General features: G+C 64.4%; 28 protein-coding genes. 17 read left to right on the top strand and 11 right to left on the bottom strand.

The genetic code is table 11. The features are described from left to right. Positions 1 to 19: 19 nt before the first annotated feature. Genes arcC through GM909_RS12490 form a run of 4 tightly spaced genes read right to left on the bottom strand, consistent with a single transcriptional unit; the run spans position 20 to position 4,641 of the window. On the bottom strand, positions 20 to 940 hold the full coding sequence (gene arcC / locus GM909_RS12505; protein ID WP_157016716.1) for a carbamate kinase: 921 nt from the start codon (positions 938 to 940) through the stop codon (positions 20 to 22). A 3-nt stretch (positions 941 to 943) separates the two neighbouring features. Next, on the bottom strand, positions 944 to 1,945 hold the full coding sequence (gene argF / locus GM909_RS12500; protein WP_157016715.1) for an ornithine carbamoyltransferase: 1,002 nt from the start codon (positions 1,943 to 1,945) through the stop codon (positions 944 to 946). Between the two features lie 23 nt (positions 1,946 to 1,968). Continuing rightward, positions 1,969 to 3,195, bottom strand: coding sequence for an arginine deiminase (arcA, locus tag GM909_RS12495; RefSeq protein WP_157016714.1), 1,227 nt, complete (start codon positions 3,193 to 3,195; stop codon positions 1,969 to 1,971). 9 nt (positions 3,196 to 3,204) lie between these two features. Continuing rightward, on the bottom strand, positions 3,205 to 4,641 hold the full coding sequence (locus tag GM909_RS12490; RefSeq protein ID WP_157016713.1) for a YfcC family protein: 1,437 nt from the start codon (positions 4,639 to 4,641) through the stop codon (positions 3,205 to 3,207). A 255-nt stretch (positions 4,642 to 4,896) separates the two neighbouring features. Here GM909_RS12490 and nirK point away from each other — a divergent pair, with 255 nt between their 5' ends. Continuing rightward, positions 4,897 to 6,000, top strand: coding sequence for a copper-containing nitrite reductase (nirK, locus tag GM909_RS12485; RefSeq protein WP_157016712.1), 1,104 nt, complete (start codon positions 4,897 to 4,899; stop codon positions 5,998 to 6,000). Positions 6,001 to 6,053: 53 nt separating this feature from the next. Here the strand turns inward: nirK and GM909_RS12480 are convergent, their stop codons facing one another. Next, the gene (locus GM909_RS12480) at positions 6,054 to 7,235 is read right to left on the bottom strand and encodes an NnrS family protein (protein WP_157016711.1); all 1,182 of its coding nucleotides are present in this window, start codon (positions 7,233 to 7,235) and stop codon (positions 6,054 to 6,056) included. A 97-nt stretch (positions 7,236 to 7,332) separates the two neighbouring features. After that, a complete protein-coding gene (locus GM909_RS12475; protein WP_157016710.1) occupies positions 7,333 to 7,773 on the bottom strand; it encodes a pseudoazurin in 441 nt (146 codons plus the stop codon). Positions 7,774 to 7,891: 118 nt separating this feature from the next. Here GM909_RS12475 and GM909_RS12470 point away from each other — a divergent pair, with 118 nt between their 5' ends. Beyond that, complete coding sequence (locus GM909_RS12470) at positions 7,892 to 8,593, top strand: Crp/Fnr family transcriptional regulator (protein WP_157016709.1); 702 nt, start codon at positions 7,892 to 7,894, stop codon at positions 8,591 to 8,593. 8 nt (positions 8,594 to 8,601) lie between these two features. Here the strand turns inward: GM909_RS12470 and GM909_RS12465 are convergent, their stop codons facing one another. Next, entirely contained in the window at positions 8,602 to 8,811 is a 210-nt protein-coding gene (locus tag GM909_RS12465; protein ID WP_235911864.1) for a DUF1858 domain-containing protein, read from the bottom strand. A 77-nt stretch (positions 8,812 to 8,888) separates the two neighbouring features. Further along, positions 8,889 to 10,247, bottom strand: a complete 1,359-nt coding sequence (gene hemN / locus GM909_RS12460; protein ID WP_157016708.1) for an oxygen-independent coproporphyrinogen III oxidase — start codon at positions 10,245 to 10,247, stop codon at positions 8,889 to 8,891. A 507-nt stretch (positions 10,248 to 10,754) separates the two neighbouring features. Here hemN and GM909_RS12455 point away from each other — a divergent pair. The 13 genes from GM909_RS12455 to GM909_RS12395 all read left to right on the top strand — a co-directional run bounded on the left by GM909_RS12455 (position 10,755) and on the right by GM909_RS12395 (position 21,169). Next, positions 10,755 to 12,440, top strand: coding sequence for a heavy metal translocating P-type ATPase (locus tag GM909_RS12455; protein ID WP_235911871.1), 1,686 nt, complete (start codon positions 10,755 to 10,757; stop codon positions 12,438 to 12,440). An 89-nt stretch (positions 12,441 to 12,529) separates the two neighbouring features. Continuing rightward, entirely contained in the window at positions 12,530 to 12,985 is a 456-nt protein-coding gene (locus tag GM909_RS12450; RefSeq protein WP_157016706.1) for a group III truncated hemoglobin, read from the top strand. Further along, entirely contained in the window at positions 12,972 to 13,442 is a 471-nt protein-coding gene (locus tag GM909_RS12445) for a hypothetical protein (protein ID WP_157016705.1), read from the top strand. Before GM909_RS12450 ends, GM909_RS12445 begins: the two co-directional genes overlap by 14 nt. Before the next feature lie 4 nt (positions 13,443 to 13,446). Next, on the top strand, positions 13,447 to 13,908 hold the full coding sequence (locus GM909_RS12440; protein WP_157016704.1) for an RrF2 family transcriptional regulator: 462 nt from the start codon (positions 13,447 to 13,449) through the stop codon (positions 13,906 to 13,908). 15 nt (positions 13,909 to 13,923) lie between these two features. After that, a complete protein-coding gene (gene ccoN, locus GM909_RS12435; RefSeq protein WP_157016703.1) occupies positions 13,924 to 15,567 on the top strand; it encodes a cytochrome-c oxidase, cbb3-type subunit I in 1,644 nt (547 codons plus the stop codon). A 4-nt stretch (positions 15,568 to 15,571) separates the two neighbouring features. Further along, on the top strand, positions 15,572 to 16,324 hold the full coding sequence (gene ccoO, locus GM909_RS12430; RefSeq protein ID WP_157016702.1) for a cytochrome-c oxidase, cbb3-type subunit II: 753 nt from the start codon (positions 15,572 to 15,574) through the stop codon (positions 16,322 to 16,324). After that, positions 16,324 to 16,494 (top strand): cbb3-type cytochrome c oxidase subunit 3, encoded by a 171-nt coding sequence (locus GM909_RS12425; protein WP_157016748.1) that lies wholly within the window; start codon positions 16,324 to 16,326, stop codon positions 16,492 to 16,494. The genes ccoO and GM909_RS12425 overlap by 1 nt, the downstream gene beginning before the upstream one ends. Further along, positions 16,485 to 17,381 carry a cytochrome-c oxidase, cbb3-type subunit III gene (gene ccoP, locus GM909_RS12420; RefSeq protein WP_198174229.1) on the top strand — a complete coding sequence of 299 codons (897 nt, stop codon included), beginning with the start codon at positions 16,485 to 16,487 and terminating at the stop codon, positions 17,379 to 17,381. The genes GM909_RS12425 and ccoP overlap by 10 nt, the downstream gene beginning before the upstream one ends. Beyond that, complete coding sequence (locus GM909_RS12415; protein WP_157016701.1) at positions 17,378 to 17,575, top strand: hypothetical protein; 198 nt, start codon at positions 17,378 to 17,380, stop codon at positions 17,573 to 17,575. The genes ccoP and GM909_RS12415 overlap by 4 nt, the downstream gene beginning before the upstream one ends. 23 nt (positions 17,576 to 17,598) lie before the next feature. Then, positions 17,599 to 18,390, top strand: a complete 792-nt coding sequence (locus GM909_RS12410) for a DUF2189 domain-containing protein (protein ID WP_157016700.1) — start codon at positions 17,599 to 17,601, stop codon at positions 18,388 to 18,390. Between the two features lie 4 nt (positions 18,391 to 18,394). Continuing rightward, a complete protein-coding gene (locus GM909_RS12405) occupies positions 18,395 to 20,641 on the top strand; it encodes a heavy metal translocating P-type ATPase (protein WP_157016699.1) in 2,247 nt (748 codons plus the stop codon). Next, entirely contained in the window at positions 20,638 to 20,802 is a 165-nt protein-coding gene (ccoS, locus tag GM909_RS12400) for a cbb3-type cytochrome oxidase assembly protein CcoS (protein ID WP_157016698.1), read from the top strand. Before GM909_RS12405 ends, ccoS begins: the two co-directional genes overlap by 4 nt. 91 nt (positions 20,803 to 20,893) lie before the next feature. Further along, positions 20,894 to 21,169: a hypothetical protein gene (locus GM909_RS12395; RefSeq protein ID WP_157016697.1), complete on the top strand. Its 276-nt coding sequence runs from the start codon at positions 20,894 to 20,896 to the stop codon at positions 21,167 to 21,169. On the opposite strand, the gene GM909_RS12390 is transcribed toward GM909_RS12395, so the two are convergent. Beyond that, positions 21,129 to 23,222, bottom strand: coding sequence for a heavy metal translocating P-type ATPase (locus GM909_RS12390; RefSeq protein WP_157016696.1), 2,094 nt, complete (start codon positions 23,220 to 23,222; stop codon positions 21,129 to 21,131). The genes GM909_RS12395 and GM909_RS12390 overlap by 41 nt on opposite strands. 560 nt (positions 23,223 to 23,782) lie before the next feature. Between GM909_RS12390 and ftsH the strand changes: the two genes are divergently transcribed. Beyond that, positions 23,783 to 25,618 carry an ATP-dependent zinc metalloprotease FtsH gene (ftsH, locus tag GM909_RS12385; RefSeq protein WP_157016695.1) on the top strand — a complete coding sequence of 612 codons (1,836 nt, stop codon included), beginning with the start codon at positions 23,783 to 23,785 and terminating at the stop codon, positions 25,616 to 25,618. Positions 25,619 to 25,680: 62 nt separating this feature from the next. Here the strand turns inward: ftsH and GM909_RS12380 are convergent, their stop codons facing one another. Next, positions 25,681 to 25,986, bottom strand: coding sequence for a CBS domain-containing protein (locus GM909_RS12380; protein ID WP_198174228.1), 306 nt, complete (start codon positions 25,984 to 25,986; stop codon positions 25,681 to 25,683). Next, positions 25,968 to 26,048 (bottom strand): CBS domain-containing protein, encoded by an 81-nt coding sequence (locus GM909_RS26490; RefSeq protein WP_407941290.1) that lies wholly within the window; start codon positions 26,046 to 26,048, stop codon positions 25,968 to 25,970. Before GM909_RS26490 ends, GM909_RS12380 begins: the two co-directional genes overlap by 19 nt. Here GM909_RS26490 and GM909_RS25770 point away from each other — a divergent pair. Then, complete coding sequence (locus tag GM909_RS25770; RefSeq protein WP_198174227.1) at positions 26,020 to 26,451, top strand: hypothetical protein; 432 nt, start codon at positions 26,020 to 26,022, stop codon at positions 26,449 to 26,451. The genes GM909_RS26490 and GM909_RS25770 overlap by 29 nt on opposite strands. Positions 26,452 to 26,453: the final 2 nt, after the last annotated feature.

Genomic DNA, 26,453 nt, shown 5'->3' with positions numbered 1-26,453 from the left:
CCACATACCTCGAAACCACTCATTCAGCATCGGGATCACTGAATACGGTTCCTGCGCGGCGTTCCAGAATCGCGAGCGCATCCTCGAGCGCACCAATGCCGGCGATACCGCCAGTCGCCCTGACAAAGGCGCTCGCTGCCTCGACCTTCGGCCGCATCGAGCCGGCCGGGAAGTCTCCCGGATCGAGCTCGCCTGACACGGCTTTGCGGATTGCTGTTTGGTCTGGTTGGCCCCAGTTCCGATAGACAGCATCCACATCGGTCAGCATCAGCAGCGCGTCGGCGCCCAGGTCTTGCGCCAGGAGTTCCGCCGACCGATCCTTGTCGATCACCGCCTCCACCCCCATCAGCCCGCCGTCGGGACGGCGGACGACCGGAATGCCTCCGCCGCCGGCGCAAACGACGATCACATTCTGCTCAAGCAGCAACTTAACCACCGACACGTCGGGTATGTGCTTCGGCAGAGGCGAGGCCACGACACGGCGATACTTGTCCCCGTCCGGCGCAACCGCCCAGCCGCGTGATTTCGACAAGCGCTCTGCTTCCTCCCTTTCATAGACGGGGCCGACCGGTTTGGTCGGGTGCCGAAAGGCGGGATCAGCCGGATCGACCTCGACCTGCGTCAGAAGGGTCGCGACTCGGGGGCCCTGGGGAAGCGCGTTTTCAAGCTCCTGTTCGACGAGATAACCGATCATGCCTTCCGTCTCGGCGCCCAGCACGTCGAGCGGATAGGCTTCGTCGGGCTTGTAGGCGGCCGATTGCAACGCGAGGAGACCCACCTGCGGCCCGTTGCCGTGGCAGACCACGACGCGATGGCCGGCCCGCACGACCTCCGCTATGGCCGCCGCCGCGCGCTTCACATTGGCGCGCTGGTTCCCGGCCGTCGGCGGCTCTCCGCGCTTAAGCAGCGCGTTGCCGCCAAGGGCGATGACGACCAGCATCTTTCACCCCCCGATCGTCGCCACGAGGACGGCCTTGATCGTGTGCATGCGGTTTTCCGCCTGCTCGAAAACGACCGAGGCGGGGGATTCGAACACCTCCTCCGTCACCTCCATGCAGTCGATGCCGAATTCCTCGAAGATCTTCTCGCCCATCTTGGTCTCGCGGTTATGGAAGGCGGGCAGGCAGTGCATGAACTTCGCGTGCGGGTTGCCCGTCGCCTCCATGACTTCGGAGGTGACGCGGTATTTCGTCAGCCGTTCGATGCGCTCGGCCCAGACCGATTGCGGCTCGCCCATGGAAACCCAGACATCCGTGTATACATAATCGCACCCCTTCGCGGCCTGCTCGATGTCCTCGGTGAGCGTGATCCTGGCGCCAGTGCGCGCCGCGATCTCACGGCATTGGTCGACCAGCCGCTGATCAGGCCAATATTGTTCCGGTCCGCAAAGCCGCATATCCATGCCGATGAGCGCCGCGCCGACCATGAGCGAGTTGCCCATATTGTTGCCGGCGTCGCCCAGGAAGGCGAAGGACACGGCCGACAGGTGCTTGCGCGTGTATTCGCGCATGGTCAGGAAATCGGCCAGGATCTGCGTCGGATGGAACGCGTCGGTCAGGCCGTTGTAGACCGGCACGCCGGCATGGCGGGCAAGCTCTTCGGCGAGATCCTGCCCGAAGCCGCGATACTCGATCGCGTCGTAAAGACGGCCGAGCACACGCGCCGTATCCTTCATGGACTCCTTATGGCCGATCTGGGTTCCCGTGGGCCCGAGATAGGTGACATTTGCGCCCTGATCGTACGCAGCGACCTCGAAACCCGTCCGGGTGCGGGTTGAATCCTTCTCGAAGATAAGGGCGATGTTCTTGCCCTTCAGGCGCTGCTGTTCGTAGCCGCCATATTTGGCCTGCTTCAGAGAGGCGGAGAGCCTCAGGAGAAACCGGAGCTCATCCGGCGTGAAGTCGAGCAGCGTCAGGAAGCTGCGTCCGTGGAGATTGACGGGCATGGTCTTGGCCTTTGGGGTTGGGATCAGGTGGGATCGCGGATGAGCGGGCAGGTCATGCAATGTCCGCCACCGCGGCCGCGTCCGAGCTCGGCGCCGGGGACGGTGATGACCTCGACACCGGCCTTTCTCAAAAGCGTGTTGGTGTAGACGTTGCGGTCGTAGCCGACGACGACGCCGGGCTCGAGCGCGACGACATTGTTGCCGTCATCCCACTGCTCGCGCTCCTGGACGTAGGCATCGCCACCCGTCTCCACGACGCGCAACTTCTGAAGACCCAGTGCTCCGGCCACCACCTCGGTCAGTGGCTGTTCCTCGACGCGGACGTCCACCGTACCCGGCTTTTCGCCGGGGCGGAGGGAATAAGCCTCGATACCGTTCACCACTTCGGCAAAGACGGTGACGAGGTCGCGGTCGCAGAAGGTGAAGACTGTGTCCAGATGCATGCTCGCCCGCTCCCTGGGCAGCTTGCAGGCGATGACACGCTCGGCGGCTCCGTGGGCGAAGAGGGAGCGCGCGACCTGGCCCACGGCATGGGCCGTCGTGCGCTCGCCCATGCCGATCAATACCGCGCGATTGCCGATGGGCATCACGTCGCCACCTTCCACCGTGGCCATGCCGAAGCCGCAGTCGGGGTCGCCGAACCAGATGGGAAAGACGGCGTCCCGGAAGTCCGGGTGGAAGCGGTAGATGGCGGCGATGTTCACCGTTTCCAACTGCCGCGCGTTCCAGCGCATCGGATTGAGCGTCACGCCCTCGTAGATCCATGAGGTGGTATCGCGGGTGAAGAGATGGTTGGGCAGCGGCGGGAGGACGAAATCCTCCGCCGCGAGCACCGAAGCCACCACGCTGTTTGCCTTCATTGGCAATTCGACCTTGCTCAACCCGCCGACGAGGATGCTCGACACCGCATCGGCATCGATCTCCATCAGGTGAGCATGCAGATCGTCGGCAAGGCCGACGCCGACCGTATTGTCGTTGACGCGCCGGTCGAGCAGCCAGCGCCGCGCCTCCGGGATGCGCATGGTCTCCGTCAGCATTTCGCGCAGGAAGACCACCTCCACGCCGCGATAGCGCATGGCATCGACGAAGGTCATGTGCTCGACGCGGGCCTGCTTCACCCACAGCACGTCGTCGAACAGCAGCTCGTGGCAATTCGACGGCGTGAGCCGCGCCAGCGCGGTGCCCGGCCGGTGCACCATGACGCGGCGCAGCCGGCCCACTTCGGAATGCACTCCATAGGTCGGGGACATCGGTACACCTCAGGCGAGAACGGTTGCGACGCTGAGGCAGATCATGATGATCGCCGACAGGATGAGAAGCAGCGGCCACATGAAGGCGAGCCAGCGCTCGTAGGGCACCCGGCCGATGGCAAGCGCGCCCATCACCACGGCGAAGGTCGGGTTGACGAGGTTCACCAGGCCGTTGGCCGATTGATAGGCGGTGACAACGAGATCGCGCCCCGTGCCGACGAAATCGGCCACCGGCGCCATGATCGGCATGCTGAGCACGGCGAGGCCGGAGGACGAGGGCACGAAGAAGGACAGAAGCACCTCGATCCAGTAGATGACATTGACGAACACCACCGCCGACAGGCCGGAGACCGAGACCTCGGCCCAATGCAGGATGGTGTCGGTGATCTTGCCCGCATCCATGATGACAACGATGCCGCGAGCGAGCCCGATGATGAGGGCAACACCCAGGAGATCGCGCGCGCCGTTCAGGAACGCATCGACGAATTTCTGCTCGCCGGTCCGCGCGATAATGCCGATGAGGAGCGCGGAAGCGAGGAACAGGCCGGTCATCTCGCCCATCCACCAGCCGCCGAAGAGCACGCCCCATACCATGACGACGAAAGTCAGGCCAAAGAGCGCGAGCACGATCTTGTGCAGCCAGGTGAACTCAAGCTCGGCGTCGTTCTCGTGGCCGGCGAGGAAATGCGCCTCGTTTGCAGCCTTGCGGTCGTAGACGAGCGACTTGGTGGGGTCGAGCCGCACGCGCTCGGCATAGCGCATCACATAGATGACGCAGGCGAGCCATGAGAGGCCGAGGATGACGAAGCGCAGCACGATACCCTGCGTGAAGGGGATACCGGCGGCATCCGACGCGATCACCGTGGCAAACGCGTTCACCGTCGAACCAAGCACACCGACGCCCGCGCCAAGAAGGATCACCGCCACCGCTGTCACTGCGTCATAGCGCGCCGCGATCATGACCGGGATCAGCAGCATGTAGAAAGCCAGCGTCTCTTCGGCCATGCCGTAGGTGGTGCCGCCGAAGGCGAAGAGGCCCATGAGGACCGGGATCATCCACTTCTCGCGGCCGCGCAACGCCGTCATCGCACCGCCCACGCCGGCATTGATGGCGCCGGTCGAGGCGACCACGCCGATAAAGCCGCCGATGACCAGCACGAACAGAGCCACGTCGATCGCATTGGCCGTGCCGCTCGCCGGATCGTAGAGACCGGCGATCGGCGCCATGATCACGTCGAAAATGCCCTGCGGGTTCGAGTCCGTCGTCTGGTAGGTGCCGGCGACCGGCACTTCCCTGTCGAGCGCGGTATTGAAGGTGCGCTCATACTGCCCGGCCGGAATGACCCAGGTGAGCGCGGCAACGAGGATGATAAGGCCGAACAGAATGGTGAAGGCCGATGGAAAGGGGAGCCTCCGCGGCTCAGTTGCGTCGCTGGCGATGGCCATGACTGCGTCTCCTGGAAAGAATTGACCGGACCACCCTTCCGGCAGCCCTCAATTCCCCTAGCTCGAACGCGCCGCGCAAACTTTGATCCAGCGCAACGTCTCCGAGGAAGCCTGAGGTAGAGACCGAGACACTACTTTCGCATACCCACCAGATCGGAAATGGCAGTCAAGGTATTTGCGCCAGAGCAAAGAACTTCGGCCGGTCTGCCTGTAGCGTTTTCTTCATCGACAACCGGACACTACAAGGAGACCGAAATGTTCACGCGTCGCGAAGCACTGCTGGGCGTCGCCACAGCCGCCATGCTGAGTGCCCTGCCCTTGACGGCGTCGCCCGTTCTAGCAGACGAAGCCGACGCCCTGCCGCGCCAGACTGTCGCGCTGGTCCCGCCGCCCTTCGTGCATGATCACGAGCAGGTGGCGATCGGCGGGCCGAAGATCGTCAAGTTCACCATGACTATCCAGGAAAAGCAGATCGTCATCGACGAGGACGGTACGACCTTCCAGGCCATGACCTTCGACGGCTCGGTTCCCGGACCGATGATGGTGGTGCACGAGGGCGACTATGTGGAACTCACGCTGGTCAACCCCGAGACGAGCAGCCTCGCCCACAATATCGATTTCCATGCCGCGACCGGCGCCATGGGCGGCGGCGAGCTGACCCTGATCAATCCCGGCGAACAGACCACCTTGCGCTTCAAGGCCACCCGCGCGGGCGTCTTCGTCTATCACTGCGCGCCGGGCGGGCCGATGACTCCCTGGCATGTGGTCTCGGGCATGAGCGGCACCATCATGGTGCTGCCGCGCGAGGGGCTGAAGGACGAGAAGGGCGAGCCCATCCGCTACGACCGCATCTACTATATCGGGGAGAACGACTTCTACGTCCCGCGCGATGTGGATGGCAACTTCAAGGGCTACGAGTCGGCGGGTGATGCGTATGCCGACACGGTGGAGGTGATGCGCGGTCTGGTGCCGACACATGTCGTCTTCAACGGAGCCAAGGGCGCGCTGACGGGCGATAACGCCCTGACCGCCAAAGTCGGCGAAACGGTCATGATCGTCCACGCGCAGGCGAACCGGGACACTCGGCCCCACCTGATCGGCGGCCATGGCGACCATGTCTGGGAAGAGGGCAAGTTCGCCAACCCGCCCGCCAGGGATCTCGAGACCTGGTTCATCCGCGGCGGCTCGGCGGGTGCGGCGACCTACACCTTCCTGCAGCCCGGCCTCTATGCCTATGTCAATCACAACCTCATCGAGGCGATCGAGCTGGGAGCGGCCGCGCACATCATGGTAGAGGGCGAGTGGAACGACGACCTGATGAAGCAGGTCGACGCGCCGCGACCGATCGCGTCCTACTGAGCAAGCGCGTCTGCATGGAGAAGGCCCGGCGCATCGCGTCGGGCTTTTCCGATTCAGGCAGGCTGAAGCCGCCGCGTGACGAGTGCCGGACCGTAGAGGACGGCAAAGCCGAGGAAGGCGAGCGCCCACGCCCCGCCCGCCGCGTGGATCCAGACCATCCGCACATCGAAGGCCGCCACGATGCGTAGAAGCGCAGCGGCAAAGACGGCAGCAAAGATGACGTTCGTCGCCCGGTCCGCCTGGAGCGTCCGGCCGGTATGCCCCAAGGTGGCGCGCACCATCACCGAAAGGGTCATGCCGCCGATCGCGCCGCCGCCCAGCGCATGCATGCCGGCGGCCACCGGAACGGCGCCCGGCGCGAGAATCGCCAGGGACAGGAGTGCGAAGCCGATCGGAACGAAAGCGTAGGCAAGGTGAAGCACCGCGACCAGCGGATCGCGCCAGGTACGCTCGCCTGCCCAGCGCGCCAGTCGCCCGGCCTGCAGGATGGCGGCGAGCGCCATAAGCGTTGCGGACATCGCGTGTTCCGGCGCGACGGTCCACGCGGCCAGCGCCAGGATGGAAGCGGCGATGGAAAGGCCGTCATACCGCCCGAAGGGAACCGGCAAACGCCCCGGATTTTCCCGAACCAGCCAGTTGCGGGTGAAGGACGGAATAATGCGGCCGCCGATCAGCATGATCAGGGTGATCGCCGCGGCGAGCCCCAGACGCCGGCTGATGTCGGAAGCACCATAGAATTGTGCCTCGATGTGGAAGAGACCGTTTGCGAGGAGAAGGACCGCGACCGGCACGAGAACCTTGAGATTGCGCCAGTTCCTGCCGGCGACGATCTCGCGGGCGATCGCCAGGCCGAGGGCGGCGAGAAAGGCGCAATCGATGACGGCGGTAAGCTGCCAGCCAAGCGAAACCGACAGAAGAACGGCAAGGCGCCCCGCCCCCCACAACAGAACGAGCACGAGAAGCGGCAGGCCCTGCACGGGCAGCCGGCCCGTCCAGTTGGGCACCGCCGTCAGGAGAAAGCCGGCGACGATCGCCGCGAGATAGCCGAACAGCATCTCATGGATATGCCAGTCCACCGGCAGAAACAGCATGCGCATGTCGAGCGCACCCATGTAAAGCGGCACCCATATGAGAATCGAAAGGCCCGCATACAGCGAGCTCAGGAGAAAAAACGGCCGGAAGCCGTAGGAAAGCAAGGCGGGGCCCTCGAAGGCCCGGAGCCTGGGAATGGCCATGAATGCACTCCAATGGAAAGACGGCCGGGCGGCACTGGCTCGTGCTTGTCCCGGCCGTATCGTCACATCGCCAAGAAGATCGTAGCGGCGCCATGCCTCACTTCGAGGCGACGACCTGCCCAAACAACTCGGCAAACACCTTGCCGGCCTTGCCGGGATGCTTCACCGTTTCCGCCTGGGCGGCATTGACGGGTTCACCGACGGTGATCAGGGCGACCATGCCCATGCCGTAGTGGGGCGCGCATTTGATGCCGTAGATGCCTTCCTCGGCGAGCGTCACCGTGACTTCCTCGTTGATCTTGCCCTTGAAACCTTCCGCTCCTTCGGGGACCATCCCCTTGATCGTTTCCGCGTTGTGACCCTTGTCGACGGCCACGAATCGGACCGTGTCGCCAGGCGCCGCACGGACGATGTCCGGCACGAAAACCATCGCGCCCTTCTCGCCTTTGTTCAGCATCTCGATCACATGCTCCTCGGCGCTGGCAGCGCCGGTCACGGCGAGCAGGACGCAGGCTGCGGCGAGCATTGTCTTTTTCATTTCGGTTCCTTTCCTATCGGTCTCGGGTGTTGCATCCTGTCTATCGCCGAGAGCAGGCAGAGAATTTGCGCTCGCGCAAAGTGAGTGGAAATATCTGACCGAACCGCCCGGAGATGACGTGCCGAAGCTCGATGCATCGCTGATTGCCGGTCTGCCTCCTTTTGAAGGCCTCGAAAAGGACGAGCTCGAGCAAGTGCTCGCCCCCGCCCGATCCTTGCGGTTCGAAAGAGAGAAGCCGATCTTCGAACAGGAAGCGGAGGCGCATTTCTTCTTCGTCCTGCTCGACGGGCATGTGCGCGTGGTGCGCACTACGCCGGAAGGCCAACAGGTCATTGTCCGCTACATCAGCGAGGGTGAGGTCTTCGGCATCGCTACCGCCCTTGGCCGCACGGCCTATCCCGCGACGGCGATTGCTGCGGTGGATTGCGTGGTGCTGGCCTGGCCGAGCGCGCTGTGGCCGGAGCTTTCAACCCGCTTTCCCGCGCTTGGCGCCAACACCTACAGGACCGTCGGTAGCCGCCTGCAGGAGGCGCATACACGCGTGATCGAGATGTCGACGGAGCAGGTGGAGCAGCGCGTGGCGCACGCTCTCCTGCGCCTTGTCAGGCAGACGGGCCGGAAGACCGGTGAGGGAATAGAGATCGATTTCCCCATCACGCGGCAGGACATCGCGGAGATGACCGGCGCGACCTTGCACACCGTCAGTCGGCTGATGAGCGCATGGGAGGGGGAGGGAATCGTCAAGAGCGGACGCAAGCGCGTGACCATTTCCGACCCGCACCGCCTGATGCTGAAGGCGGAAAGCCGCGAACAGCGGTAGCCGGTCCCTCAACCACCCGCGATCGCCGCCCGCAACTCCTCCAGGAAGACGCTCTCGTCCACCCTGTGCGCGCGGCAAGCCTCGGTGACGGTGTGGAATGCGGTGATGGGGCAGCCGACGCACAGCATGCGATAGCGCAGGATGACAGAGATGGCGGACGGCCAGGCCCGCATGATCTCCTCGAGCGTCATATCCGGGTCAAGATGCACCTTTCGCACGGCTGCTCTCCTTGCAGACGGCACTGTCGTCCGTGCCGCACCGCAAGTCCTTGTGCTTGCGCAAAGAAGATCGATTCTCAAACGGCCGCCGAGTGCCGCGCCGTGCCCTTTGCCAGATACTGATCGAAGCGGGCGGCGACGGACCGCACCAAGGGCCGCCCTTGCTGGGGTACGACAAAAAGCTCACCCTGGCGGACAAGCATCCGCGCGTCTTCTTCTGCCAGTGCCTCCGCTTCCTCGACAATGATACGGCCGGTCATGCGGAACCGGCGCACCGCCTCCTCACTCGAAAATGCAAAGTCGCACATGAGGCGCTCGATCACCCAGGCGCGCGCCCGGTCCTCACCGGTAAACGCGATCCCCCGCGCGGTCGCGAGCTTCCCCGTGCCGGCCAGGCGCTCGTAAGCAGGTGTCGCGGTGACGTTCTGCGCATAACCTTGTTCCAGCCTGGAAATGGACGAAGGTCCCAGGCCGATCAACGTCGTGCACGGGTCGTCGGTGTAGCCCTGGAAGTTGCGGTGAAGCCGCCCTTCGCGCGCGGCAATGGCCAGCGAATCGCCGGGCCTGGCGAAGTGGTCGAGGCCGATCGGCTGATAACCGGCGGCAGCGATGATGCGGGCGGCGCGTTGCTGCTGGGCAAACCGCGCGTCCGATCCCGGCAACCAGGTTTCGTCGATCATGGTCTGGTTCTTCTTGAACCAGGGCACATGCGCATAACCGAACAGCGCGATGCGGTCCGGCGCGAGAAGAAGCGCCTGCCGGATCGTCTCCTCCAGGCTTTTCTCCGTCTGATGCGGGAGGCCGTAGAGCAAATCGAGATTGAGCGAAGCCACACCTCGGGCGCGCACGGCATCGGCGACCGCTTTCGTCTCCTCGAAACCCTGGTCCCGGTTGATGGCCTTCTGGACCTTGGGCGCGAAATCCTGCACCCCGAGGCTCGCGCGTGTCATGCCGATGGCGGCGAAGGCGTCGTAGCGGCCGTCGTCCATGTCGTTGGGGTCGAGCTCGACGCTGATCTCGGCATCCGGCCGGAAATCAAACGCGCGGCGCAGCGCATCCCCCAGCGCAAGGATGTCGTCCGGCTTCAGGATCGTGGGCGACCCGCCACCGAAGTGCAGCGCCCGCACGCGGGCACCGCGCACGAGGCCGCCGACGGTGGCTATCTCCCGATGAAGCGCCTTCAGAAAGGCGGCCACCGGCTCGTAGCGCCGCGTCATCTTCGTATGGCAAGCACAGAACCAGCACAGCCTGTCGCAGAACGGGATGTGCACATAGAGGGAGACCTCCTCGCCCGCCCCGATCTCCCTTAGCCAGCCGCTGAAGACCGCCCCATCGATGCCGGAATGGAAATGCGGTGCAGTGGGATAGCTCGTATAACGCGGCACGGCCTCGGAGAGCCGCTCCGTTCCGTTCCATGATTCACCGGCCCGCTGCATGACTGATCCTCTCTTTATCGAGGTCGATTGCCTGCGATCGGGGCGGCCGGCTTTGATGTAGGTCAAGGCGCGCGCACCCCGCTTCCGGAATGTCCCCTCCGGGAGGAAACCAGGCAGGTGGTGCGAATGAGAAATCCAAGCGCGAGCCAAATCGTCGCTTCCGGCAGCAATAATAGAAGTGACGCGATCGAATCGCCCCTCGAGCGTGTCTTCGCGCTCGCGATCGCCGTTCTGTGGCGGGAACTTTAACCGGTGGGCGATCCGGCTGGCGCAGGGGGTTGGGCCTCCGAATTTCTTCTGAGGCGCATACTGCTCGCAACCGCGATACTGGGGCTTGCTAGCGGCCTCGCCCTGCAGCTTGGCTTTCGTGCAGGCGCTTTTCCTCTCCTTCGGCCGGAGGTGTTCTGGACGGCGGCGACGCTGCCCGTCGTGGCGGTGCTCCTGATCTCGATCCTGCGCGACTTCTGGATCGGCCGGTTCGGCGTCGATGCGATCGCGTTCACTTCGATGTCGGCGGCGCTGCTGCTCGACCAGTCGCTTGCCGCGATTGTGGTGGCGATCATGTATGCCGGTGGCACGGTATTGGAGGACTTCGCGCGCGGCCGGGCCGAGCGCAACCTCAAGGCGCTGACCGACAGGTCTCCGCGATTTGCGCGCCGGAAATCCGCGGAAGCGGTCGAGACGATTCCGGTCGATGATGTTCATGTTGGCGACGAGATTCTCGTTCGCGCCGGCGATGTGTTGCCGGTGGACGGCCATCTGCTCGACGCGACGGCAAAGATCGATGAGCAAGCCGTCACCGGCGAGCCATTGCCGGAAAACCGGCGCGCGGGGGACTACCTCCGCAGCGGCACCGTCAATGCCGGTGAGGCTTTCACGATGCGAGCGTCGGCTCCCGCTGACCGGAGCACATATGCAGGAATCGTGCGCATGGTCGCCGTTGCCCAGACGGCCAAGGCGCCCTTCATCCGCATGGCGGACCGCTTTGCCCTTCTCCTGTTGCCGGCCACGCTGATTGTCGCCGCGCTCGCGTGGTATGCCTCGAGCGATCCTATCCGCGCGCTCGCCGTTCTGGTCGTTGCAACACCTTGCCCGCTCATCCTCGCGGCCCCGGTCGCGTTCATCGGTGGTGTTTCGCGGGCAGCGCGCGCCGGCATTCTGATGAAGGGCAGCGAAGCACTGGAGGCGCTCGCGCGAGCGCGTACCGCCGTCTTCGACAAGACCGGCACGCTCACCCGCGGCGGCGCCCAGCTGGTGGAACAGGAGACCGCACCAGGCCACGATCCGGAGGAGGTGCTGCGACTGCTCGCCTCCCTGGAGCAGGCTTCCCATCACGTGCTGGCGGACGCCATCGCTGGCGAGGCGCGTACCCGCAATCTGACGCTGTCACATCCCGCCAGGGTGAGGGAACACCGCGGCGCCGGGCTGGAAGGCACCGTTGGCGAAACGCAGATCCGTGCCGGCTCGCGCGCTCTCGTATTGGGCGATAGCCTCGCACCGATCTGGGCAACGGACGGCGAAAAACGTTATGGCGGCCAGCCGGTGCTCAGGGTCTATGTTGCCCTTGACGGCCGCCTTGCCGGTGTCTTGACCTTCGGCGACGCCTTGCGCGGCGACGCCGCCGAGACACTGCGCACCTTGAAATCGGCCGGCATAAGCCGGACGGTCATGCTGACGGGAGATGATCACCAGGCCGCGACACGCGTGGCCGCACAGCTCGACATCGATGCCGTGATCGCCGAAGCAAGCCCGTCGGAAAAGGTCAAAGCGGTACAAGACGAGATGCGGCAGGCGCCGACCATGATGATCGGCGACGGCATCAACGATGCCCCCGCCCTGGCCGCTGCCACGGTTGGCGTTGCCATGGGCGCGCGTGGCGCTACCGCTTCCTCGCAAACCGCGGATGTCGTGATCCTGACCGACCGCCTGCGCCCGGTGGGCGAGGCCCTGCAGATCGCGCACCGCACGCGCGCGATCGCCCTGCAAAGCATCGTCGTCGGCCTGAGCCTCTCGGGAGTGGCGATGATCGCCGCCGCCTTTGGTCTGATTACGCCGGTCGCAGGCGCCCTCCTGCAGGAAGGGATCGATATAGCGGTCATTCTCAATGCCCTGCGGGCACTCGGCGAAGGCAGCGGTCCCGGACTGAACCGGGCTCCGTCGGTTTCCTTGACCACCAGCATACCGCGCCAATGACGTTCCGCCAGGTGCGACATCACTTCCGTTGAAGTCCGTTTGATCGGCCGTTAATAGTGGTATCAAATTTACCACTTATTGGATGATCCATGAGCAATCTTCGCATCGAAGCTGCACGGCCGAAGCCGGAAAAACCGATCGCCGCCGAAGATGTCGACCGCGCCTTCATCGGCGGGATCGTGCGCGACTTCTACGCCCGCGTGCGCAAAGACAAGCGGCTGGGGCCGATCTTCGCCCGCCATATTGCCGGCGACTGGGAGCCGCATCTGGAGAAGATGACCGACTTCTGGTGCTCGGTGATCCTGAAGACCGGGGAATATCAGGGCCGTCCCGTCCCGACGCACCTAAAGCTCAAGGAGGTGCGGGAATCCGACTTCGCCATCTGGCTCGGCCTCTTCCGCCAGACCGTGCAGGAACGCTGTTCACCGGAGGTGGCCGGCGTCTTCATCGACCGCGCCGAGCGGATCGCCAGGAGCCTGCAGCTTGCCATGTTCTTCACCCTCGATGCGGCCGGGAAGGAGCCTGCCGATCATGACCCGAAATAAGCGATTCGCCAACGCAGCGGCGGCCTCCGTCGCCCTCGTCTGGCTTGGTATGCTTGTCGGCGTTTCCTTTCTCGCCACGCCAGTGAAATTCCAGGCGCCCTCGCTCGACCTGCCGGTGGCGCTGGATGTGGGCCGCGTCACCTTTGCTCTCTTCTCGCGCATCGAATGGATTCCGGCCGTGCTCCTTCTTCCCGTTGTCGTGTTGCCGCGCCTGAACGGCTGGATGATTGCGGCGGCGATTGGCATCATTGCGCTGCTCGTCGCCGAATTCTTCTGGCTGCTGCCGGTGCTCGATGCGCGCGTGGCAGTAATCATCGCCGGCGAACCGCTGCCCTCCAGCCCGCATCACTTGCTTTATGCCTCGGCGGAGGTCGTGAAGGCCTTGCTCCTTCTGGCCATCGGGCTCGGCGGCCTTTTGCGGTTGGCCAGCCCACCCGCCGCCTCGGCATCGGAGTAGGCCCATGCGCATGACGCTTCACACCGACTATGCGCTGCGCATGCTGATGATGCTCGGCGTTCGCGACGGCGAGCCGGTGACGGTCCAGCAGGTGGCCGAGTCCTATGGGCTTTCGCGCAACCACCTCCTGAAGGTGGCGCTGAAGTTGCGCAACCTTAGCGTCATCACGACAACGCGCGGCCGTTCCGGCGGTATAGCGCTGGCGCGCAGGCCGGAAGACATCAATATCGGCGCCATCATCCGCGCCACCGAGGACGATTTTGCGATGGTGGAATGCATGAAAACGGATGGCGGCGCATGCCTTCTCTCCCCGGCATGCCGGCTGAAGGGTGTCGTGCACGAGGCGCTCCAAGCCTATCTCGCCGTCTTCGACAAATACTCGCTGGCGGATTTGATCCAGAACAAAGATGCGCTCGGACTGCTGCTTCAAATGGAGCACGGCAAGGCACCGCAAAGGGCAGAATAGACAAGGGGTACGACTTTGATCGCAGGACTGACCGCCACAGAAAGACAGATCGGACTCGTGCTCGCCGGGCTCGTCACATTGATGGGTGCGGCGCTCGGGATCGCGGGCCGCAACGACGTGCTGGGTTATCAGGGCTTGCTGATCGTAGTCTTCGGCGCGCTCGTGATGATCGCGCTTTTGCGAAATCTCGACGCGCCGGAGCCGGACGAGAACCGGCTTGCCGAATATTACGACGATCCGATCCGCTTCGGCATCGTGCTGACGATGCTGTGGGCCATCTTCGGCATGTTCATCGGCGTGTGGGTGGCCGCGCTTCTGGCCTGGCCGGAGCTGACCTTCGATGCGGCCTGGGCGAGCTTCGGGCGCCTGCGCCCGGCGCACACGACGGCCGTCATCTTCGGCTTCGGCGGCAATGCGCTGATCGCCACCTCGCTGCATGTCGTGCAGCGCACCTCACGCGCTCGCCTGCCCGACCAGGTGAGTCCCTGGTTCGTGCTGCTCGGCTACAACCTTTTCTGCCTGCTCGCCGTCTCCGGCTATTTCGCCGGCATCACGCAGTCGAAGGAATATGCCGAGCCGGAATGGTACGCCGATATCTGGCTGGTGGTCGTCTGGGTCGCCTATTTCGCGCTCTATATCCGCACGCTCGCCCGCCGCAAGGAGCCCCACATCTATGTGGCCAACTGGTATTACATGGCCTTCATCCTGGTTGTGGCGATCCTGCATATCGTCAACAACCTCGCCGTGCCGGTCTCCTTCGGCAATGCCAAGGCCTACTCCGCCTTCTCCGGCGTGCAGGACGCTATGACACAGTGGTGGTACGGCCACAACGCCGTCGCCTTCTTCCTCACCGCCGGCTTCCTGGGCATGATGTATTACTACCTGCCGAAGCGTGCTGAGCGGCCGATCTATTCCTACCGGCTGTCGATCATCAGCTTTTGGGGCATCACCTTCATGTATATGTGGGCGGGCTCGCACCACCTGCACTACACTGCCCTCCCTCACTGGGTGCAGACGCTGGGTATGACCTTCTCGGTGGTGCTGCTCGTGCCCTCCTGGGCTTCGGCCGCCAACGCGCTTCTCACCCTCAACGGCGCGTGGCACAAGGTGCGCGACGATGCCACGCTGCGCTTCATGATGGTCGCGGCCGTGTTCTACGGCCTGTCGACCTTCGAAGGCTCGTTCCTCGCGATCCGTGCCGTCAACTCGCTCTCGCACTACACCGACTGGACCGTCGGCCACGTCCATGCCGGGGCGCTCGGTTGGGTGGCGATGATCACCTTCGGAGCGCTTTATACGCTGACGCCGGCCATGTGGAAGCGCGCGCGCATGTATTCCAGCACGCTGGTGGAGGTGCACTTCTGGTGCGCGGTGATCGGCACGCTGATCTACGTTTTCGCCATGTGGAATTCCGGCATCATCCAGGGGCTGATGTGGCGCACCTACAATGACAGCGGAACGCTGACCTACTCCTTCATCGAGTCGCTGGTCGCCATGCATCCCTATTACATCGCGCGCACCCTCGGCGGGCTCTTCTTCCTGATCGGTGCAGCGGTCGGCACCTACAACATCTTCATGACGATCAGGCACGAGCCGCTGCCGCTCAGCCGGCGCGCGGAAGCGCTCGGTACCGACCGTCCGCTCGTGCCGGGGGAGTAAGGATATGCCTGAAGCACACAGGAAACTGGAACGCTCGACCATCGGCTTCGTGCTGGCCATTGTCGTTGTCGCGAGCATCGGCGGGCTGGTCGAGATCGCGCCGCTCTTCACCATCGACGAGACCGTCGAGGAGGTCGAGGACATGCGGGTCTACACGCCGCTGGAGCTTGCCGGCCGCAACATCTACATCCGTGAGGGCTGCTATGCCTGCCACAGCCAGATGATCCGCACGCTGCGCGACGAGGTGGAACGCTACGGCCCCTATTCGCTGGCCGTGGAATCCCAGTACGACCATCCAATGTTGTGGGGATCGAAGCGCACCGGCCCGGACCTCGCCCGCGTCGGCGGCAAATATTCCGACGAATGGCACGTTGCACACCTCGTCGATCCACGCGCCGTGGTGCCCGAATCCAAGATGCCGGCCTATGCCTGGCTTCAACGCAACACCCTCAAGACCGACGACCTGCCGGACCATCTCATGGCCATGCTTCGGGTGGGGGTACCCTATAGGGACGCGATGATCGAGAACGCAGCGCGCGACGCCTTCGCTCAGGCCTATCCCGACAGCGACATGGCCGAGGGCGTGGCCGAGCGCTACGGCGAAGACACCAATATCCGCGCCTTCGACGGCGATCCGGGACGGCTCACCGAGATGGACGCGCTGGTCGCCTATCTGCAGATCGTCGGGCAGTTGACCGACGCAGCCCACGAGAAGCGGACCGGCGAACAAGTCGTACGGGCAGAGGAGACGGAATGATGGACATCGGCCACGACACCCTCGTCGCGCTCGCCAAGAGCTGGGGGCTCTTCTACCTCGTCGCGCTCTCCATCGGCGTGCTGGTCTATACCTTCTGGCCGGGAAACCGGAAGCGCTTCGCCCGCGCCAAGGTGAGCGTGCTCGACAAGGAGGACCGGCCATGGCGATAGGAGAGCGCGACCCCATTACCGGCCGGCACACGACCGGACACGAATGGAACGGCATCGAAGAACTGGACAACCGCGTCCCGCGTGCCGTCATCTTCTTCCTCATCGTCACGACCTTGTTCTCCATCGTTTACTGGGTGCTGATGCCGGCCTGGCCGCTTGGCGTCACCTACACGAAGGGACTGCTCGGCATCGACCAGCGCGCAACGGTGGAAAAGGCTGTGCAGGAAGCCGCCGCCCGGCGCGCGGCGTGGACAGACGAGATTGCCCGGCTCGATTTCGCCGAGATCACCAAGCGCCCAGAACTGATGCGGATCGTGCGCGAGTCCGGCAGCACGCTTTTCGGCGACAATTGCGCCGCCTGCCACGGCACGGATGCGAAGGGCAATCCCGGCTTCCCGAGCCTCGCGGACGATGCCTGGCTGTGGGGCGGCGATCCGGAGACCGTGGCCGAGACCCTGCGCATCGGCATCAACTCCACCCATCCCGAGACGCGCTTCGCACAGATGCCCGCCTTCGGCCGCGACGGCATCCTCGACCGGACGGCGATCTCCTCGATCGTTTCCTTCATCCGCAACAATGCGCAAGGAATCGACGACCTGGGGCCGCTGGACTCGAAGGGCGTGAAGGAAGGCGCACAGCTTTTTGCCGAGAACTGCGCCGCTTGCCATGGTGAGGACGGGCGTGGCGACCCGGCCATGGGCGCGCCCGACCTCATGGACGATTCCTGGCTCATAGGCAGCGACCGGGCGTCCCTGATCGGCACGGTCTCGCAAGGCCGGCAGGGCCACATGCCGCACTGGGAAGACCGGTTGACGGAGACCGACCGCAAGATCCTGGCGATCTACGTGACGGAGATCGCCGGCGGCCGGGCGGGGGCTGCGCGATGAGGCAGATCACGCGCCGATACGGGACGAGGCTTTGGGTGCTGGCCGGCGTGGCCACCGCCCTCGCCCTCTTCGCCGGAGCGAATGCGCACCTCCTCTATGTGGCGTTCGAGGCTCGGCCGGATTGCGTCGACCATATCAGGATGCCGGACGAGACGCGGCCCGGTGAGTTCCGCGCGGCGAAGTCCGCCTGCTGAAGGTGGGAAAGAGAGCAAGAACCATGGCGAACGACATCCACGCAAGCAACGTCGAGGCCGCAGCACCGGCCATCCGCAGCCGCGACCTGCCGCCCTCCGAAGCGTTTCGCTGGCTGGGCGCCGGCTGGCGCGATTTCATCACGCGGCCGGGCCTGAGCCTCGTCTACGGTTTCGGCGTGCTCGCCCTGTCGGCGCTCACCGTGGCGGTGATGTTCGCCGCCGGCTGGGACCACATCCTGTTTCCCGCGCTCTCCGGTTTCATGATCGTCGGCCCGCTGATCGCCATCGGCACCTACGAGAAAAGCCGCAGGCTGGCGGCGGACGAGCCGCTCGGCCTCGGGCACGTGCTCTTCGTTCCAGTGCGCTCCGGCGGCCAGATCGTCTTCGTCGGGCTGATCCTTGCGCTTCTGATGGTCTTCTGGATGCGCGCGGCCGTCCTCATCTATGCCCTCTTCTTCGGCCTGCGGCCCTTCCCCGGCCTCGACCAGATCATGCCGATGCTCATTTTGACGCCCATTGGCTGGGCGATGCTTCTCACCGGCACCGTTGTCGGTGGGCTCTTTGCCGCCTTTTCCTTCGCCATCAGCATCTTCGCCGTTCCCATGCTGATAGACCGGCGCACCGACGCGCTGACGGCCATGGGCACCAGCATGGCGCTGGTGTGGAACAACCTGCCCGTCATGCTCATGTGGGGCGGTATCGTGCTGGCCTTCTTCCTCGTCGCCATCGCCACCGGGCTTCTCGGCCTCGCGATCATCTTCCCGCTTCTGGGCCATGCCACCTGGCATGCCTATGAAACCATAGCCCGGAGCTGAGACCATGGCGGGCTGCTGCGCCCCTGGAGCCGACATTGCGCCGGCGGGCCGGCCCGCCGGCGAGGAGGTGCGTCTTGCAAGCCGCGCGCTGTCCGAGACGCTAATGCAGACCGACCTCTCCGTGCCGGCGGCCCATTGCGGCGCCTGTATTCGTGCGATTGAGAAGGCGCTCCTGGCGCTGCCCGGCGTGGAGGCCGCAAGGCTCAACCTCTCCACCCGCCGGGTTGCGGTGCAATGGCGCAAGGACGGTCCGGTGCCACCCTTCTTCGATGCGCTGGCGCGGGCGGGCTATGACGCCACGCTATACACACACGACCAGTCGGACGACGACCCGGAGTTCGGTCGTCTCCTGCGCGCCACGGCGGTGGCGGGTTTCGCGGCGATGAACATCATGCTGCTTTCGGTCTCCGTCTGGTCGGGCGCGGACGCCGAGACCCGCCACGCCTTCCACCTCGTCTCGGCGCTGCTGGCACTGCCGGCGGTCGCCTATTCCGGCCGTGTCTTCTTCGCCTCCGCGTGGTCTGCACTCAAGGCGCGGCGCACCAACATGGACGTGCCGATCTCCGTCGGCATCCTGCTCACGCTGGCACTCAGCCTGCACGACACATTCCGGAACGAGCCGCATGCCTATTTCGACGCCGTGGTCTCGCTCACCTTCTTCCTTCTCATCGGCCGCACGCTCGACCACATGATGCGCCGCAAGGCCAGAACCGCCATCGTCGGGCTGGCGCGCATCATGCCGCGCGGGGCGGTAACCGTGTCGGCCGACGGCGCGCGCGACTACAAGGAGGTCAGGGCAATCGTGCCGGGCGAGACGCTGCTCGTCGCCCCGGGCGAGCGCATCCCGCTCGACAGCATCGTCATGCAGGGCAGCGGCGAGCTGGATACCCAGCTTGTCACGGGCGAGGCCGTGCCAGTCATCGTCGCGCGCGGCGATAAGGTCAGCGCCGGCATGCTGAACCTGAACGCCTCACTGTCCCTCCGCGCCGAGAGAAGCGCCGAGGACTCCTTCCTCTCCGAGATGATGCGCATGATGGAAGCGGCCGAGGCCGGCCGCTCGCGCTATCGGCGGATCGCCGACCGCGCGGCGAGCCTCTATTCGCCGGTCATCCACACGCTGGCCCTTGCCGCCTTCATCGGCTGGATGGCGGCGACCGGCGACTGGCACCGCGCGCTCACCGTCGCCGTCTCGGTGCTGATCATCACCTGCCCCTGTGCACTGGGACTCGCCGTGCCGATGGTGCAGGTGATGGCCGCGCGCCGCCTCTTCGAGCACGGCATCGCGCTCAAGGAGGGCGGCGCGCTGGAGCGGCTGGCCGAGATCGACACGGCCGTTTTCGACAAGACCGGAACACTGACGCTCGGCGACCTGCGCGTCGCCGCCTCCACCGTGCCGAAGCACGTCCTGGCCGCCGCCGCGGCCCTTGCGGCCCGCTCCCGCCACCCCGCCGCGCGCGCCATCACGCGGCTCGATCCGGCCGGCGAAGACCTGCCGGTGGAAGACTTCGCCGAGCAGCCGGGCCTTGGGATCGAGGGACGGATCGGCGGCGCACTCTACCGCCTCGGCCGTCCCTCCTGGGCGTGCGCGGAGACCACCGCTGCAAGCGAACGGAGTATGAGCGCCCTGTCGCGCGACGGTGTTCCCCTCGGCACGTTCTCCTTCACCGACACGCCGCGCGCCGACGCGAAAGGCGCCGTCCGTGCCCTCCTGGGGCGCGGCATCGCCGTGGAGATCGTGTCCGGCGACGGCGCGCGGACTGTCGCGGCCGCCGCGCACCATCTCGGTATCGAAACCTGCCGGGCCGCGATGCTGCCGGCGGACAAGGTGGCGCGGCTGGAAGAACTGCGCAGGCAGGGCCGCACCGTGCTGATGGTCGGCGACGGTTTGAACGATGCGCCGGCACTTGCCGCCGCGCATGTCTCCATGGCTCCGGGCAGCGCTGCGGAGGTGGGACGCAACGCCGCCGACATGGTCTTCTTCACCGGGGCGCTAAGCGCCGTCCCCGTGGCGCTTGCGACGGCCCAACGCGCGGCAGTGCTGGTGCGCCAGAACCTGACGATGACGGTGGCCTACAATATCGCCGTCCTGCCGCTGGCGCTGGCCGGCTATGTCACGCCGCTGGTCGCCGCCATTGCCATGTCTTCCTCCTCGATCCTCGTCGTCGCCAACGCGCTCAGGCTACGCGGCGGGGAGCGGACGCTGACACCGACTGAACTGCGTGCGCCGAAACTGGCTGAGGTCACCTCATGAGTTATCTCGTCTGGTTGATCCCCGTCGCCATTCTGATGGGCATAACCGCCCTCGTCGCCTTCCTCTGGTCGTTGCGCGACGGGCAGTATGAAGACCTGGACGGCGCAGCCGCGCGCATCCTTGTCGACGAGGACCGTCCCATCCGCGAACAAAATGCCTAGCGGGGGCGGGCGCATCCGGTGCGCGGTGCTGGTTGGATAGACCTTCACGCCGCGGCACGCCACCTTGCGGGCAAGTCCAAGAGTTTCCGGCATGGGCGTGGAAGCTATCGATAAGGATCATCGACGCCGCCAAGAGGAAAGCGATCATCAGCCGATGCAGCGCGGCGGAGACGAATTGGAGCCGCAGAGGGCGTTTTTTGCTTCTATTGGCGTGCAGAAGGCGTATGTCTTCCCTTCCCTCGCGCAGTGGGCTTCATTAATGCTGCCACGCCTATGGCGACCCATCCATGATGTGGATCAAGCCATGGGGCCAAAAATAAAGCCGCCTACTTTCCTCGTCCGTAAAGCCGTAACAATTGGGCGTTGATGGCGACGATGATGGTGCTGGCCGACATGAAGACGGCGCCGATGGCGGGCGTCATTAAGAAGCCCGTCCCGAAAGTGATGCCCGCCGCCATGGGAATGGCGATCGCGTTGTAGCCGGTCGCCCAGATCAGGTTCTGCACCATCTTGCGGTAGGTCGCCCGCGACAGGCCGAGGATGGCGGCCACATCGCGCGGATCGCTGCGGACAAGAACGACGTCGGCCGACTCCACGGCGACGTCCGTGCCTGCGCCGATGGCCACGCCGAGATCGGCCTGTACAAGGGCCGGCGCATCGTTGACGCCGTCGCCCACCATCGCCACCCGCAGGCCTCTGTCCTGGAGTGCGCCGATCTTGGCGGCCTTCTGATCCGGCAGCACCTCGGCGAAGTACTCGTCGATGCCGAGCTCTGCGGAGACCGAGCGTGCTACGCCCTCGGCGTCGCCCGTCAGCATGATCGGGCTGATGCCCAGTTGCTTGAGCTGCGCCACCGCCTCCCGCGATTCCGGCCGAGCGATGTCGGCCAGCGCAAACAGAGCCTGCGGCTCGCCACCCCTGACCAGAACGACCACAGTCTTGCCCTGCTCCTCGAGCTGCTTCAGGCGCGGGTGGGCGATCAGTTTACCCTGCCGTGCGAGACGGCCTGGGCTGACGATGCTGAGCTCCTCACCCTGGACCGCGGCAACGATGCCTTCGCCGGTAATATTGCGGACGCTGTCGGGCTTCGGAAAGGCGAGGCCCCGCTCTTTTGCGGCCGCCACAATACCCTGGGCGATCGGGTGCTCCGACTGGCTTTCCGCTGAAGCCGCGAGCCGCAGCGCATCCGTCTCGTCTTCGCCCGAGAGCATGACGATATCGCTGACGCCGAACCTGCCCTCGGTCAGCGTTCCCGTTTTGTCGAAGACGGCGGCGTTGAGATTGCGCGCACGCTCGAAGGCGGCGCGGTCGCGGATGAGAAGCCCATTTCCGGCGCTGAGCGAGGTGCTGACGGCGACGACGAGCGGGACCGCCAGGCCGAGCGCGTGCGGACAGGCGATCACCATCACGGTGACCATGCGCTCAATCGCGAACTCCCAGGTCTCGCCGGCCATCACCCAGAAGGCCAATGAGCCGAAGCCGACGATCAGCGCGACATAGGTGAGCCAGCCCGCGGCGCGATTGGCGATGTCTTGCGTGCGTGAGCGGCTGGCCTGCGCCTGCTTCACCATGTCGATGACCTGCGCGAGATATGTGCTGCTTCCCGTCGCCGTCACCTCGATCGTCACGGCGCCCGCGCCGTTGATCGCACCGCCGATCGCGCTGTCTCCCGGCTTCTTGGAAACCGGGCGCGACTCGCCCGTTAGCATCGACTCGTTGAAAGAGGTTTCGCCCTCGGCGACGCGGCCGTCGACCGGGACTTTCGCGCCTGGTCGGACGAGTACACGGTCTCCGGGCGCAAGTGCGGAGATCGCCACCTCATGACTGTTGCCCTCGGCATCGAGCCGCAGCGCCGTGTCAGGGAGAAGCCTGACCAGTTCCTCCAACGCCCGCGAGGCGCCCATAACGGAGCGCATTTCCAGCCAGTGACCGAGCAGCATGATGGCGATAAGGGTGGCAAGCTCCCAATAGAAGGACATGCCGGGCAGCCCGAACGTCACGGCCGCCGAATAGAAGTAGGCGACCGAGATCGCCAGCGCGATCAGCGTCATCATGCCGGGCTTGCCGGCCTTCAGCTCCGAGGAAAACCCGCTGATGAAGGGCCAGCCGCCGTAGAAATAGACGATGCTGGACAGGAGGAAGAGCAGCAACTCGCTACCGGGGAAGGCCAGAATATCGCTCAACCCCAGCCAGTGCTGGATCATCGGCGATAGGATGAGGATCGGCGGCGTCAGCGCCAGCGCCACCCAGAATCTGCGGCGGAAGTCTTCCACCATGGCCGAATGATCGGCATGCCCGGCGTGCACCCCATGATCCGAGCCGGAGCCCCTGTCAGGATTTCGGTCGCCAGTTAGGGGCGCCTCGGCGTGCTGTCCGTGGTGAGCGTTCTGCCTTGCGGCGTGGTGATCGGCATCCTGCATTCGTCTCCCCTTGCCTCGGCTACCAAGGCTAGTCTGGTAGCTATCTTCACCCGTCGGCAATTACACTCCCGGTCTGCAAGTCGACAGCTATCCGAGCCCGCGAATCCGCGACGTTGATCAGCAGAAAATAGCCAGAAGCAAGCCTTGCCTTCCTCATATTCTGGGAACTGAAGCTTCCTGCAATTGGAAGGTCGAGAGCGTTCTTCCCTGCCAATCGACAAAGCTACTCTACCCGACTCTGGGTGGCGGGAATTGATCTCGCGCAAGCGGAATCCTGGCAGCAACGCGCAAATCCATGAATCTCCGGCCCACCAGATCCTCAGGCAGCCACTTGCCTGCGATTCTGCGCAGAGCCGGCACGCTGTCGGTGGTGCTCTGAACCGATCAACTCCTCACGCAAGCTTGAGATGATGCGGGGAGCCTCATGAAATTGATATGGCGCAATTCACCGTCTGACCTCAGCGTATAGACAGGATTGAAAGAGACGGCTGGGCCCAGGTGAAGATTGCCGGTCGCGATTGCCGGGACTTCTAACCCGTTTTGGTGATGAGTTCGAAAAGATGAACAATAAGATACAGTTCAACATCTGGTACTGGCTCGCGGCCTTTGTCGGACTGATGTTGATCCAGTACCTATTCGCTACCACGCAGCAGGTTGCACAGATACCTTACAGCGAATTCGAGAGCCATTTGCAGGCCGGCCGGATCGCCGAACTCCAAGTGTCGGACCGCTTTGTTCAGGGAACATTCAAACAACCGCTTGCAGCCGGTCAGTCAAAGTTCATCACCACGCGCGTCGAGCCCGACTTCGCCGAACAGCTCCGGCAGCACGATGTCGTCGTCACCGGGCAAATCGAGAGCACATTCCTGCGTGATCTCCTGTCGTGGGTGATTCCGATGGTGCTGTTTGTCGGCGTCTGGGTGTTCGTGATCCGGCGCATGGGCGGTGGTACGGGCGGTGGTCTACTGCAGCTCGGCAAAAGCAGGGCGAAGGTTTATGTCGAGACCGATACCAAGGTCACCTTCGAAGATGTGGCAGGCGTGGACGAGGCGAAAGAGGAATTGCAGGAGATCATCGAGTTCCTGCGTAATCCGGAAGAATATGGCAGGCTGGGCGGGCGTATGCCCAAGGGCGTGCTGTTGCTCGGACCGCCCGGTACCGGCAAAACGCTGATCGCCAGGGCCGTGGCCGGCGAAGCAAAGGTGCCATTCTTCTCGATCTCCGGTTCCGAGTTCGTCGAGATGTTCGTCGGCGTGGGAGCCGCCCGCGTGCGCGACCTATTCGAGCAGGCGCGCGCGAAAGCCCCCGCCATTATCTTCATCGACGAGCTCGACGCGCTCGGCCGGGCTCGCGGTGCGGGACCAATGATGGGCGGCCATGACGAGAAGGAACAGACACTGAACCAGCTTCTTGTCGAACTGGACGGCTTTGATGCGTCGACCGGTGTCGTGCTTCTGGCCGCCACCAACCGACCCGAAATCCTCGACCCCGCGCTCCTGCGCGCCGGCCGGTTCGACCGGCAAGTGTTGATCGACCGACCGGACAAGCGGGGACGCATCCAGATCCTGCAGGTCCATATGAAGAAAGCCAAGCTTGGCGCGAACGTAGATCCGGAGAAGGTGGCTGCCCTTACACCGGGCTTCACCGGCGCAGACCTTGCCAACCTCGTCAATGAGGCGACGCTGCTCGCGACTCGGCGAAAGGCCGACTCCGTGACGATGGAGGACTTCAACAATGCGATCGAGCGTATCGTGGCCGGGCTGGAAAAGCGCAATCGACTGCTCAATCCGAAGGAGCGCGAGATTGTCGCCTATCACGAAATGGGTCACACGCTGGTCGCGCTGACGCTGCCGGGCGTAGACCCCGTTCACAAGGTTTCGATTATTCCGCGTGGTGTGGGAGCCCTCGGCTACACCATCCAGCGGCCGACGGAAGACCGCTTTCTGATGACACGGGAGGAACTGGAGAACAAGATGGCTGTACTGCTCGGCGGCCGGGCGGCCGAGTGGATCGTATTCAAGCATCTGTCAACCGGCGCGGCTGACGACCTCGCCCGGGTAACCGACATCGCGCGGGCGATGGTGACGCACTACGGCATGTCGGAGAAAATTGGTCATGTGGCATTGGAAAAGGACCAACACTCCTTTCTGAGTTCCACACCGCTCCCCGGTTTCCCGCAGGAGCGCGACTATGGTGAGGCCACAGCCGACTTGATCGACGGAGAGGTGCGCAACATTATCGAGAAGGCTTTTGGCAGGGCGGTAGCGCTTATCACCGAGCGCCGCGAATTGCTTGAGCGTGCGGCTCGCCGGTTGCTCGAAACGGAGACGCTTGACGAAACCGAACTCCGTTCCTTGATTGGCGATCCGCTCCACACGCCGGATGTCGCGGCATAAAAGTAGTGCGGTTGCGGCGGTTTCCTTGCCACCCTTCGCGGACACGCCGATGGCGGGGATTTTCAGCGCCAGCGCCCGCCACCAGAACGCACTTTCTTGCAGAATCGGCGACGGTGTCTCGACCATCGGAACGAAGCTGCTGATATCGCCAGTTCACCGTCAATCCACAGAACGTCGGCGCGGCTGATCTGACCGGCAAGGCGCCCGTCGCTCGTGACGGGAAACCGCCAGTGGCTCGACAGGAAGTGCTCCGCCGCTTGGATGAGTTCGATGTCTGCCTCCAATGTTTCGACGGGGCTCGTCATGTAGTCGGTGACGCTGCCGCCCCATTCCTGGTGGTAGTTCGCGTTCAGGGCGCCCTCAGGCAATCATTCTTGGACAGCACACCGACGAGCAGTCCCTTGGCATCGCCGACCGGCGCGCCGGAAATCCGCTCATCGAGCAGTATCTTCATCGCATGGTTGATTTCTTCAAGCATTGACACGGATCAAGACCGGCCGCTCGTCAATGCAATAGGCTTTTATCCGAACGCTCAGGGGCTTCTGACAATGCTGGCCATAGCCATGCTGTGTATTATTCTTCTCGTCGCAGGCGCGACGAACAGCTTTGCCACCGAGCCCGAGAGCGCGTTCCGCGGGCGCAGGATCGCCCAATTGCGCCATATGCCACGCGATTGCACAGGTCGACCAAAGCGAAAATCCGCAGGCACCACCCTTTCGCAGGCTGTCACGGCTCGCATCCTACAGGGATCTGAGGCTGGATCTTGCCGGTCCGTTATTCCTTCGGCATCCGGCGATGCCGGATTTCAAGCCAACGCGCGAGCAAGTCCATGATA

Origin of the sequence: Mesorhizobium xinjiangense, from assembly GCF_009749525.1 — a bacterium.
GTDB classification, from domain to species: Bacteria; Pseudomonadota; Alphaproteobacteria; order Rhizobiales; family Rhizobiaceae; genus Mangrovimarina; species Mangrovimarina xinjiangensis.
The sequence above is the reverse complement of the archived record's forward strand: the minus strand, read 5'-3'. Positions and strand labels throughout refer to the sequence as shown.